General features: G+C 68.5%; 11 protein-coding genes. 2 read left to right on the forward strand and 9 right to left on the reverse strand.

The window, feature by feature from the left end; translation table 11 throughout:
• Window positions 1-7 precede the first annotated feature (7 nt).
• The 4 genes from BKA18_RS02405 to BKA18_RS36585 all read right to left on the reverse strand — a co-directional run bounded on the left by BKA18_RS02405 (window position 8) and on the right by BKA18_RS36585 (window position 3,340).
• Entirely contained in the window at window positions 8-937 is a 930-nt protein-coding gene (locus tag BKA18_RS02405; protein ID WP_366047753.1) for a hypothetical protein, read from the reverse strand.
• 3 nt (window positions 938-940) lie between these two features.
• Entirely contained in the window at window positions 941-1,996 is a 1,056-nt protein-coding gene (locus tag BKA18_RS02410; RefSeq protein WP_366047752.1) for a 3-oxoacyl-ACP synthase III family protein, read from the reverse strand.
• Between the two features lie 466 nt (window positions 1,997-2,462).
• Window positions 2,463-3,212 (reverse strand): thioesterase II family protein, encoded by a 750-nt coding sequence (locus BKA18_RS02415; protein ID WP_366047751.1) that lies wholly within the window; start codon window positions 3,210-3,212, stop codon window positions 2,463-2,465.
• A 32-nt stretch (window positions 3,213-3,244) separates the two neighbouring features.
• Window positions 3,245-3,340: an MbtH family NRPS accessory protein gene (locus BKA18_RS36585; RefSeq protein WP_488169133.1), complete on the reverse strand. Its 96-nt coding sequence runs from the start codon at window positions 3,338-3,340 to the stop codon at window positions 3,245-3,247.
• Between the two features lie 423 nt (window positions 3,341-3,763).
• Between BKA18_RS36585 and BKA18_RS02420 the strand changes: the two genes are divergently transcribed.
• The gene (locus tag BKA18_RS02420) at window positions 3,764-4,987 is read left to right on the forward strand and encodes a glycosyltransferase (RefSeq protein WP_366047802.1); all 1,224 of its coding nucleotides are present in this window, start codon (window positions 3,764-3,766) and stop codon (window positions 4,985-4,987) included.
• A 184-nt stretch (window positions 4,988-5,171) separates the two neighbouring features.
• Here BKA18_RS02420 and BKA18_RS02425 read toward each other — a convergent pair whose 3' ends face one another.
• From BKA18_RS02425 to BKA18_RS02435, 3 genes are all read right to left on the reverse strand, one after another.
• Complete coding sequence (locus BKA18_RS02425) at window positions 5,172-5,720, reverse strand: putative immunity protein (RefSeq protein WP_366047750.1); 549 nt, start codon at window positions 5,718-5,720, stop codon at window positions 5,172-5,174.
• A gap of 59 nt (window positions 5,721-5,779) precedes the next feature.
• Window positions 5,780-6,718, reverse strand: a complete 939-nt coding sequence (locus BKA18_RS02430) for an amidohydrolase family protein (protein ID WP_429638368.1) — start codon at window positions 6,716-6,718, stop codon at window positions 5,780-5,782.
• Window positions 6,719-6,886: 168 nt separating this feature from the next.
• Window positions 6,887-8,521: an FAD-dependent oxidoreductase gene (locus tag BKA18_RS02435; protein WP_366047748.1), complete on the reverse strand. Its 1,635-nt coding sequence runs from the start codon at window positions 8,519-8,521 to the stop codon at window positions 6,887-6,889.
• A 366-nt stretch (window positions 8,522-8,887) separates the two neighbouring features.
• On the opposite strand from BKA18_RS02435, the gene BKA18_RS02440 reads away from it, so the two are divergent.
• Window positions 8,888-10,141: a cytochrome P450 family protein gene (locus BKA18_RS02440; protein ID WP_366047747.1), complete on the forward strand. Its 1,254-nt coding sequence runs from the start codon at window positions 8,888-8,890 to the stop codon at window positions 10,139-10,141.
• A gap of 129 nt (window positions 10,142-10,270) precedes the next feature.
• On the opposite strand, the gene BKA18_RS02445 is transcribed toward BKA18_RS02440, so the two are convergent.
• Together BKA18_RS02445 and BKA18_RS02450 are read right to left on the reverse strand one after the other, a co-directional pair.
• Complete coding sequence (locus tag BKA18_RS02445) at window positions 10,271-10,783, reverse strand: GNAT family N-acetyltransferase (RefSeq protein ID WP_366047746.1); 513 nt, start codon at window positions 10,781-10,783, stop codon at window positions 10,271-10,273.
• Between the two features lie 702 nt (window positions 10,784-11,485).
• Window positions 11,486-11,689 carry an MbtH family protein gene (locus BKA18_RS02450; protein ID WP_040901222.1) on the reverse strand — a complete coding sequence of 68 codons (204 nt, stop codon included), beginning with the start codon at window positions 11,687-11,689 and terminating at the stop codon, window positions 11,486-11,488.
• Between the last annotated feature and the right edge of the window lie 75 nt (window positions 11,690-11,764).

Consider the following 11,764-nt stretch of genomic DNA (forward strand, 5'->3'; position numbering starts at 1 on the left):
GCCGCCCTCACCTTCCCGTCAGACGGTAGCTCGCGCACGCGGCGCTCGGCCCGGCGCCCACGCTGAGGAAGAGCAACTCTTCATAGGTGTGCGGCAGTCCGCCCTCAAGGGCCGTCAGATAGCCGAGGACCGGCGCGGCGGTGTGCGGTTCCCCGGACCGCTCCGGGTTGCTTCCCGGCAGGCCGGCGGCCAGGACGGAGGCCGGGCCGAGGCCCAGCCGCCCGGCGAGCCGCGCCGCGAAGTCGGGGGCGGGACGGGAGCAGACGACCATCGTGCGCTCCGGATCCAGACCGTGCTCCTCGACGTACTCCGCCACGGTGGCGGCGGCGAGGTCGAGCAGCTTCCCGGCCCGGTCCGAGTCCTGCTCGACGGTGATCAGCTGCCGGCCTCCGGCCCCCATCGCGGCCGTGTCCAGGTAGCCGGAGGTGCCGGTCGGCCCCGGACCGCTCCGCAGGTGCACCGGCCCGAATCCGGCACCGGGGTCGGTGGAGCGCTCCAGCAGCAGCGCCCCGCCCAGGTCCTCGTACGGGTACGCCGGGTCGTCGGCGGCCCGCCCGCCGGGGTGGACGTCCGCCGCGGTCACCAGCACCCGGTCGGTGCTGCCGGTGTCCAGCAGGGCCTGCGCCACCTGTACGGCGTTGAGCACGCCGCAGGCGCCGTTCATCAGGTCGAAGGAGAAGCCGGCGCTCGGCACGGCGTCGGCGAGATAGTCCAGGTTGATGCCCGCTTCCTTCTGCACCATGGCCGCGAGGGCGGGTTCGAAGGTGTTGGACTCGCGGTAGACGCCGACGTTGATGAGCACGCCGACGGAGTCCGGTGACAGCCCCGTCCCGGACAGGCAGTCACGGGCGGCCCGCCCGGCGAGCTGCACGGTGGTGGCAAAGACATCGGTGGGACGCGGCAGCGCGAGGGAGGCAGCGGCGATGACGGCACCCATGACTCACACCCCCATCGTGGAGATCGTGGCGGACAGAGCCCCGGCGACCACGCCCGAGGCGGCGGGCACCAGCAGGAATTTGCCGCCCGGCCGGGCCGTCCCGGCCTTCAAGTGCTCTCGCAGTACCAGGAAGTGGGAGGTGGTGGCGGTATTGCCGAACCGCTCGACCACCGACAGCGACTGCGGCATCCCGGTACCGAACACCTCCTCCCCGGTCCGGTTCACGAACTCGACGAAGCGGGTGCCGACCTGGTGCTGCACGATGTAGTCGAACTCCTCGTCGGCGAAGCTGCGGCCCTGTTTGGCCAGTACGTCCCCGTGAAAGGTGGGCCAGAGCCGGAGCCGGTCCCGCTTGTGCATCTGCTTGTTGTCCGTGTAGAGGGCGATGCCCTCGGTCCGGTCGCTGGGCATGCCCAGGCACAGGTGGGAGTACTCCGCGCAGGTCATCATCTCCACGTAGTGGATGCGGTCGGCCTCGTCCACGGACTCGTCGAGGAGGACGGCCGCCGCCGAGTCGCCCACCGAGAGCGAGGCGAACTGCGGATCGTAGGAGTCGGTGATCTCGGCGGCCGCGGTCTCGGCCACCTTGGTGGCCTGCTCGCCGCTGACCACCAGGCCGTTCTTCACCACGCCGGCCCGGATGAGCCGGTCCAGCAGATACACGCCGGTGAGCATCCCGGCGCAGGCGTTGGACACATCGAAGTGGATCGCGCGCCGCGCACCCAGCTCAGCGGCCAGCTGCCGGGCAAAGGAGGGCTCGAAGGCGAAGCGGCCGCCGTCCTGGAAGCGGGTGATGGACGCGGAGATCACCACGTCCAGATCGGCCGCCTCGTAGCGGGAATTGCCCAGGCAGTCCCGGGCCGCCCGCAGCGCCAGACCGTAGGAGTCCTCGCCCGCCTCCGGCCGGGGGTCATGGACCCTCCGCTCCGCCACCCCCGTGATCCGTTGCAGGTCGAATTCCTGCGTCCCGGACACCTGGGCCACCAACTCCGCAGTCGTCTGCACGGTGGGCGGCAGATAGGCGCCGAGCGCCTCTAACCGGCTGCTCCTGCTGGTCATCGTCCTCACTCCTTTTCCTGGCCCCGCTCGCGGGTACCGGCGGCTGAGCCGGCACGCACCGCACGAGGCCGTACGGCGGGATGTTCGTCCCGCACCTCCACCGAGGCAGCGCGAAGCGGGGTGCGGGCCGTCGGACGGTCCGCACCGGCCGGTGGCGCGGCGATTCCCCATGGAGGCCCTGCCAGGGGACATGGCCCCGTTCACGGCAGGAGGCTTGCTGATTTCCTACGGAGGCGGCGTCAGCGGCGCACCCCGCGTTGCCGCAGCCGGAGGCGGACCTTCCGATCCTGCCTCTCTGGAGCGGCGTTGACACTCACCGTATCCCGTGATCTGACCGGATGACCTGACATGGCGCATGACGTTGATCACTGAGGACACTGGGTGAGCCTCCGGAACCAAAACCCCGCCCCGAACGACGTGCGTCCGCCGGCGCTCGCTCCACGGGGGTGGGGCGGGGCCGCGGTGGTTACAGGAAGGCCGAGACGAGCTTGGTCACGGCGACGGCCTGGGTGTCCACGAAGAAGTGGTCGCCAGGGACCGGGTGCAGGGCGAACGACGCGGTGGTCCGGGCGGCCCAGCCCGCCATGTGGTCCGCGGAGGCACGGTCGTCCTCGGTGCCCGCGAGCGCGAGGATCGGCACGTCGAGCGGCGGCTCGGCGCGGTGGCGGTACGACTCCACGATCGCGAAGTCGGCACGGAGGGCCGGCATCAGCAGGCTCATCAGTTCCGGCTGGGCGAGCACCGCTTCGGGCGTACCGCCCAGGTCGCGCAGGGCCTCGGTGAACTCGTCCGCAGGCAGCCCGCTGACCTGCCGGAACCGCCACGGCAGGTCCGGTGCCTGGCGGCCGGACACCACGAGGCCCTGCGGCATGGGAAGGCCGCGTCGCCTGATCTCCAGGCACAGTTCGAAGGCGACGGTCGCCCCGAGGCTGTGGCCGAAGAGCACGTACGGCCTGTGCAGTACCCCGGGGAGCGCGTCCGCGAGCGGATTCAGCAGTGACGGCAGATCACGGCAGGGTTCCTCGCCGTAGCGGCGGCCGCGGCCCGGCGGGGTCATGGCGAGCACCTCGACCGACGGTCCGAGCAACTCCCCCCAGCGGCGGTAGGTCTGGGGTCCTCCGCCGGCGTACGGGAGGCAGAGCAACGTCCGCTCGGCGAGCGGAGCGGGCTCCCCCGTCCACCAGTGAGCGGCCAGGGAACGTGTGATGCCGAACATCGCGAGTCCTCGTTCCAACGACGGCAGGCCGGTCAGCCGCGCAGACTCAGCGGCCGCATGTCGGTCCATACCCGTTCCACGTGCGCCAAACAGTCCTCCTTGGCCCACTGGAACCCGGCATGCTGCATGTGACCGAGGCCGTGCGCTTCCGCCTCTACCCCCTGGTGCACTCCTTTCTCGGCTTCAATCGTGGTGGCCTGCGCGACCTCGCCGGCGATCCGGGCGGCCGGCACCGTACGGGCCGCACTGACCGGCAGCGTCCTGGAGCCGGACCGGCTGGTGCCCCAACGCGCCTAACTGCGCTCGGTGTTCGATGCGGGCTTCGCCCGGCGGGTCCGCACTGGCCGCGTGGGCCCTCGCCGCCGACTCCGTGCTCGCCTGTGAACTACCAACAAGGCAAGGACAGAGACAAAGACAAAGGCAAGGAGGTCACCCGCTCCTTGCCACTCTCAACGTATAGCGCACCAGGGGGCTTGCGGCAAGGCCCAGGGCATGCCGCAGAATCGCCGGTCTGAAGCCCGAAGTTGAGCACATGGAGTCGCGCAGTGCGTGTGTTGTTGTCGACGTATGGATCACGCGGGGACGTCGAACCGATGGCGGGACTCGCGGTGCGGTTGCGGGCACTCGGCGCGGAGGTGCGGGTGTGCGCGCCGCCGGACGAGGACTTCGCGCAGCGGTTGGCCGGTGTCGGCGTGCCGCTGGTGCCGGTCGGCCCGTCGGCGCGTGCGCTGACGAAAGCGGCGCCGCCGCCGTCGTCCCTGCCCGAGCGCGCGGCCCAGGTGATCGCCGGCCAATTCGACGCGGTCACCGCGGCGGCCGAGGGGTGCGATCTGCTGGTGGCGACCGGCATGCTGCCGGCCGCGGCCGGCGCGCTGTCGGTGGCCGAGAAGTTGGGTATCCGCTCCGTGTCCGTGACCTTCCAGCAGCTCACCCTGCCGTCGCCGCACCGCCCGCCGCTGGCGTATCCGGGCCGGCCGCTCCCGCCGGAGGTCACCGACAACCGGGTGCTGTGGGAGTTCGACGCCCAGAGCATCAACGCGTTGTTCGGTGCGGCGCTCAACACCCACCGGACGGCGAACGGCCTGCCACCGGTGGACGACGTCCGCAACTACGTGCTCGGCGACCGGCCGTGGCTGGCGACGGACCCGATCCTGGACCCGTGGCAGGAGACGCCGGACCTCGACGTCGTCCAGACCGGCGCGTGGCTCCTGCACGATGTGTATCCGCTCCCGGCCGAGCTGCTGGCGTTCCTGGACACCGGCACCCCACCGGTGTACGTGGGCTTCGGCAGTATGCCCATGCACACCTCGACGGACGTCGCCCAGGTGGCCATCGAGGCGATCCGCGCGCAGGGCCGTCGCGCGATCGTGGCCCGCGGCTGGGCCGACCTGGCACTGATCGACGGCCAAGATGACTGCTTCGTCGTCGGCGAGGTCAACCAGCACGCCCTGTTCGCCCGGGTGGCCGCCGTCGTCCACCACGGCGGCGCGGGCACCACGACGACGGCCACCCGGGCCGGCGCGTCTCAGGTGGTCGTCCCCCAGGCCGCGGACCAGCCGTACTGGGCGCGCCGGGTGGCCGACCTGGGCATCGGCGTGGCACACGACGGCCCGACTCCGACCTTCGACTCCCTGTCGGCCGCGCTCAGGACGGCCCTGACCCCCGAGACCCGCGCACGCGCGACCGCCGTGGCCGGCATGATCCGCACGGACGGAGTGACGGTGGCCGCGCATCTGCTGCTCGACGCGGTCGGCCGAGAAAGGGCAGGGGCGTAAGGCCGTCCCGTGGGGCACGGCGGGCCGTTGGACGATTGCCACGGGAGTCGGACTGGTCAAGGGCCGGTGAGGTACTGCGGCCCAGGCCGCGACGGCTCCCTCTGGCTCCGCACAGGCAACACCTGGCTGCGCAGAGACGCCTGAAGTGATGTGTGACCTCGCTGGTCAGAGCTGACGCTGAACGTCACTCAGGGAGGGTGGGTGAACGAAGGCCGGCGTCCAGTGTGCGGATCAACTCACCCACCCGTCCGCCGCCACCCGGTGCCGCTGGGAAGCGGGTGAGCACGTCAACGACGACCGGTGTCGCACGATGCGCCGCTCGCTCAAGATGTCCGGCACCCACGTTCCGATCGTCGCCGGCGGCGAGTTCGGCCGCTCGGGCCGCGTAGGCGCCTGCTCCGAGAATGTGCTTGACCTGTGTGGCCTTGGCCAGCGGATGCAGGTAGGCGGCGCCTGCCGCAGACATCGCTGCCAAGGCTGCCTCGCGCGCAGCCGCAGTGTCCGTACTCTTGGCTGCCTTGAGGGCCGCCCACGCTGTGTCGCGCAGAGCTTTGCCGCGCTCACCACCCCGGGCGAACTCCCACGCGGCACCGAGAGCGTCTCGAGGCCGCGAGTCGTCCGGCTGATCGGCCTCGAATATCTCAAGCACCACCTCCGCGCACGCCGCAGCGAACGCGGTGACCTCACGAAGGTCCTGCTTACTCAGAACGATCTCGCTCGCTTGCCCAGTCATGCATCCATCTTCGACCACTGCGCCGGACGACGTGGTGTGCCAACCGCCGCACCCCGCACTCAGAGTCGCGCGAGGGCCGGCATGAGGTGCAATGCGTTGTCCCGGTTGATGCCGCGCCGCTGACTGTCGGAGAGGGCCGGATCCCGGTCGAGGGCCGGAGCCACGACATCGGTGATGATCTCGGCCGATGTGGGGGGCCAGTCGGTCCCGTAGAGGATCCGGCCGGGGTCGACGGTGGAGATCAGAGTCGGGGTGGCGGAGGGGGACATCGGTGCCGCGGTGTCGTAGTAGAAGCGGTGCAGGTAATCACGGACGCGCGCGGGCTCGATTTTCGGGGTGAGCATGTGCGTGAAGAGTTCCAGGCGCGTGGCCATGTAGGGCAGGAATCCACCGCCGTGGGGAAGGATGAACGAGAGATTCGGGTACCGGTCCAGGGTGCCGTGGAGAATCAGGTTGATGGCGGCGCGCGTGGTGTCCAGCAGGAAGTCGCACATGAAGGGCGGCAGCCCTGCCATGACAGGACCTGAGGGCATCTCCATGGGGTGGGTGCTGATGACCGCTGATCGCTCGTTGAGTTCTGCGAGCAGTGATGCGTGTGCCGGGTCGCCGAGGTATTCGCCTCGCGTGCTGGTGCGGGTGCTCACGCCGACGGCACCGTAGTCGTCAAGTCCCTTGCGAATGGACCAACTTGACGTCTCCAGGTCGTCAAGGAAGACCGGGGTGAAGAAGGCGAAGCGTCGGGGGTGGGCCTGGGCGAGATCGGACATCGCCTGCAGGGAGAGGTGCAGGCCTTCCTTACGCTGCTGGGGGTCCTGCGCGGGGCTGCCCGGCATGGCAGCGGTCAGAATGCTGGTGCTGATCCCGGCCTTGCTCATGACGTCAAGCGTGGTTTCCTCGTCCCAATGAGTCCACCAGGGCAGCTTTTCGCGTCGCGTCAGGCCTTTGCTTTCGGCCCAGTCGATCCAGGCCGGGGCGGTGAAGTGATGGTGTACATCCACGCGGCCGTTCTCGGCGGTCTGGTCCCCTCGGGCGGTCTTCGCTGCCCGTCGCTTGTCAGTGCCGGGAGAATTGCTGGGGCGCTGCTCGGGTGATGTCACGGGGATCTCCCTGATCTGACCGGCTGGTTGGGGTCCGTTGGTGCCGGCGGGGCGTGCCGGAGCGGTTCGCTACGGGCGGTGCAAGAGCTTTTTGAGGACGTCCGCCAGGACCTTGTGCGGGTCCCCGGCTTCGCCGTTGCCCGACTTCCATGCCACGAATCCGTCCGGGCGTACCAATACCGCACCGTCGTCATGTGTTCCGTGCAACTGCGCCCAGTCCACGTCGGGTTCCGGAAGCAGGTCGCACTCGGCTGTATTGCCGATGAGGTAGCCGGCAAGAGGTACGTCCCACTCCTCTGCCACGGCGCGCGCCGCTGCCCGCCAGGGGCTGCCCCCGGGACCGCTGAGGAGGGTGAAGGATTTCTCGTACAGATCGAGGGTGGACATCCTCTTGCCGTCCCGCTCGACCCACAAATGGGGAGCCCGGCTGCCGGGTGCTCCGCCCAGTTCGAATTGGCGGGGAACGACGTCGCCGTCCGGATCGCCGCCCAGGATTGCGTCCGAGGCGTAGCGGTAGCACAACGCGACTGTGAGCAGGTCGGCAGGATCGTTGTTGCGGGAAGCGGCCGCGGTGTATCCGGGGTGCTGTTCCTCCACCGCTTGCTGTGAAGCGCGGAGGGTGGTGGCCAGGGCAACCGACCTCCGTTCCGCCTGATAACTGTCCAGCAGCCGGCGGCCGGCCCAGCCGCGCAGCACGGCAGTGATTTTCCAGGCCAGGTTGTGTGCGTCCTGGATCCCGGTGTTCGAGCCGAATGCGCCCGTCGGCGGCATTTCGTGTGCCGAGTCTCCGGCCAGGAATACCCGGTCCCGGCCGTAACTGTCGGCCACTCTGTTGGCCGCATGCCAGGGGGCCTTGCCGGTGATCTCCACATCGATGTCGGGGTCACCGGCTGCCGCGCGGATGTGCGCGGTGAGGCGCATGTCGGTGAAGGCGTCCAGTGTCTCGCCGCGGTCGTATGCCCAGGGGACGTGGAAGACCCACTTCTCCTCGTTGTCCACCGGCAGCAAGGCTCCCTCGCCGTCGGGATTCGTGATGTAGCAGACGACGAACCGGCGGTCGCCCACCACGTTCTTGAGGTTTTTGCTGCGGAACGTGACGCTGACGTTGTGGAACAGGGTTCCCGGGCCGGAGTGTCCGATATCCAGGCTCTTGCGGACCGGGCTCCTGGGGCCGTCGGCGGCAATGAGGTATTCCGCATGCACCGCTCGTGACTCGCCGGTTTCCCGGTTGCGCAATTCGGCATGGACGCCGCTGTCATCCTGGGTGTACGAGATGAGCTCCGTACCGAAGCGCACATCGCCGCCCAGCTCGCGGGCGTACTTCAACAGCACCGGCTCCAGGTCGTTCTGGCTGCACAGACACCATCCGGACGGGGTGATGCTGGACAGCGTGGAATCCGGATCGATGCGCGGAATGATCCATCGCTGCTCGTCGCTGGAGAGCCTTTCCGTCTGCAGCACCCCGTCGTTCCCCGAGAGCGCGGAGGCCGCCTCGCGGATGGCCGGCTCGACGCCTGCGGTGCGGAACAGCTCCATGGTACGGATATTGTTTCCGCGGCCTCGCGGGTGCATGGATGTCTCGGCGTGACGCTCCACCAGGAGGTGTTTCACCCCCAGGCGGCCGAGGAAAACCGAGGCGGATAGACCGACCAAGGATCCACCTGCAATGAGTACCGGCACGGATTCTGCAGCGCTGTCACTCATGTTTGTTCCTCTTGTCGGCGTCCTGAAGGCCAGGGCTGATGGATGCGAAAGGCCGGGGCTGAACGGAGTGCGGATCCTGGGAACAACTCTCGACCGGTGGTCTTCCGATGCGCGAGTCCTGTTGCTCCGATCGGGAGGCGGGAGTGGCGGGGCCAGTTTTTTCCGACGCAGGACCGAATATGGCGGCCCTACGGAGGCAATGGCGGCCCCCCGAATGGGCTAGCGCGGAAGTTTCGCGCTTACTGCCATCGGGAAGTTCTCGATCGGCCCTCCGTATTCATTTCAGCCCGAAGGCAGGGCTCCCCCCTCCATGCAGCATTCATCTCGGCTGCAGTTCCAGCGGCAGCCCTCACTTCAGGATGAGCCGTGACAGACGTATATGAGTCTTCAGACCCCGCAGCTGCCGCTTCCGCATGCACCCCGGAGTTCCGCACGAACCCGCACCCCGTCTATGCCCAGTTGCGGAAAGACTCTCCGGTCTGCCCCCTGCTCCCGCCGCACGGCGTGGAAACGTACCTGATCACCCGGTACGACGATGCGCGGACTGCGCTCGCCGATCCCCGGTTCAGCAAGGACATGTACGGGGCCATGGACGCCTACCAGCGGATCTTCGGGGACTCCTCGGTGGCGCTGGACGACAACATGCTCTTCTCCGACCCGCCCAAGCACACTCGGCTCCGCCGGGTCGTCAACGGCGCGCTCACCCCGCGCCGTGTGGACGCCCTTCGCCCGCGGGTCCAGGAAATCGCGGACGGACTGCTCGACCGGTGCTCGACCCGCGAACCGGTGGACCTGCTGCCCTCCTTCGCCTTCCCGCTTCCGCTCAATGTGATCTGTGAGCTGCTCGGCGTGCCGGAGGACGAACGCGAGCAAGCCCACACCTGGTCCGTCACGGTGGCCAAGACGGGATTCGGGCCCGAGGCGAAAAAGGCGCTCGAAGAAGCCGAGGGGAATCTGCGCAACTATCTGGTGGATCTCATCGCGCGCAAGCGGCGCAGCCCCGGTGAGGATCTGATGAGCGCGCTGATCACGGCTCAGGATCAGGACGGAGCGCTGACCGACAGCGAATTGGTCTCGACCGCCTGGGTCCTGCTCTTCGCCGGCCACAAGACCACGGCCTACCTGATCGGGAACGCCGTCTACCATCTGCTCACCCACCCGGAGCAGCTCCGCACGGTGAAGCAGGACCCGTCCCTTTTCCCGCAGGCCATTGAGGAATTGCTGCGCTACGAAGGGTCCGTCGAAAACTCGACGTTCCGCTATGCCACCGAAGACGTGAAGATCCGCGATGTCCTCATCCCCAAGGGCGCGCTCGTGCAGATCGCCATCGCGTCCGCGAACCGGGACCCGGAGGCATTCGATGAGCCGGACCGGCTCAACCTGCTGCGCGAGGGCGTCCAAAGCACACACATCGCGTTCGGACACGGTCCGCACTATTGCGTGGGGGCTCCGTTGGCGCGGCTTGAGATGCAGATCGCGCTCACCACGCTGTTCCGCAGGTATCCCGACGTCGCCATGGCCGTACCGTCGGACGACGTGCGATGGCTCACGGTGCCCTTCCCCGCGTTCCGTGGCCTGGTCGAACTGCCCGTCTTCCTGGATCCCAGCCAGCTGCGCTGACGTCCGGGCGGCGTCGGGAGGGAGTTGGTGGGCGGGCTGCTCGTAACGGCTGTGCAGCCCGCCCACCGAAGAGGCTGAGGGGCGAACTCGCAACGGCCCGCCCGGCCACGTGGTCCGGCAGACCGGGCGTCAGGCGCGGACGCCGAGCGGTATCACCACCATCTTCGTCACCGTGCCGTCGTCCCCGACGACATCGCGGATGTGCTGGGAGCCCAATTTGCCGGCCAGGCCCAGGCAGGGGGTGTTTTCGGCGCCCACCATGCCGTAGACCTCGGTGAGCTTCAACGTGTCGGCGGCGTAGTGCAGCAGGCCTTGCACGAGTTCGGTTCCCAGGCCCTTGCCCCAGTGTTCCCTGACGAGTGCGGCGACGGCCTCGTAACCGTCGACATTGCCCGTCTTCTTGAGCTCCGCGTGACCCACGTACGCGCCGTCGGACCACACGGCCCATATGTCGAACAGGTTCTTCGGGTAGACGTCGGTAAGGATGGACTGGAATATCGATCGGATCTCTTTCTCCGGTGATCTTTCCTGGCCCATCCAGCGGCAGACGACTTCATCCCTGAGCAGGGCCACGAAGACGTCCTCGTCCTCGGGCCGGTAGGGCGAGAACACCAGTCGGTCGGTGTGCAGGGTAGGGGTCATTCCAGAGTCCTTCTCATTCGTGAGAACCGGGAGATCTCGGTGGCGTGAGAAACGGGGCCGGGCCGATGGGGAGCCGGCGGAAGGTCAGGGGTGTGCACCGTTCCGGGGCGGCCACATGCGCCGTTCACCAGGGACGAACGTGGCTGCGCGAGTCCTTCGCCGGCCGGCGGGAGAAATGCTCCGCGCGATCACCGCGGCCCCCTCACCCCGTCAACGTCCTGAATTCAGCACTCAGGCACGTGCCCTGCGCGTGATGCACCCCACTGGTATAGCGCAAGAAGCCATCTTTCGTCACTACCCGGCACCTAAGCGGAATGACCGTCAATTTGGACGTACGTCGGCACCGGTAGGGGATGCGTGACGGGGAGGTATTCCGCGGAACTCTTCCCCTCATTTTTCGGCAAGGAGGAATGCCCGGGAGGGGGATGTGATAAAGGAGCGACGGGGCGCCGCAGGGCCTCTCGGGGGGAAGGACGGATGCCGCGAGGGGCGAAGTCGCCTACGTCTGTGGGTACTTCGGGGAATGTTGCCCGAGCCGTGCGGCAGCGGTCGCCGATGTTTCGGCGGTAGCGGCGCGGGCTCGATGGGCTACTCGACCCGGGACCCTACGCGTTGGGGGCCGGGGAGCGGAGTTTCGCGGCACTTCCAGAGCCATGGGGGAACGCGCGGGGCGCGGCGCGTGGCCGCGCCCCGCGGGGCGGTTCAGGAGCCGGCGTTCTCCATGCGCTCGCGCAGGCTGCGCGGCCGCATGTCGGTCCAGACCTCGTCGACGTAAGCCGCGCACTCGTCCTGGGTGCCCTCCTTGCCCACGGCCTGCCATCCGGCCGGGATCTCCAGGTCGGCCAGCCACAGCGAGTACTGGTCCTCGTCGTTGCGCAGCACCTGGTAGCGGGCGTTCTCGTCCATGTCGTGCTCTCCCATCGTTGGTTGCTTCACTTCGTTGGTTGCTTCGTTGGTTGCTTCGCTGAGCGGTTCATCGTG

Source organism: Streptomyces auratus (assembly GCF_050433025.1).
Classification (GTDB): domain Bacteria; phylum Actinomycetota; class Actinomycetes; order Streptomycetales; family Streptomycetaceae; genus Streptomyces; species Streptomyces sioyaensis.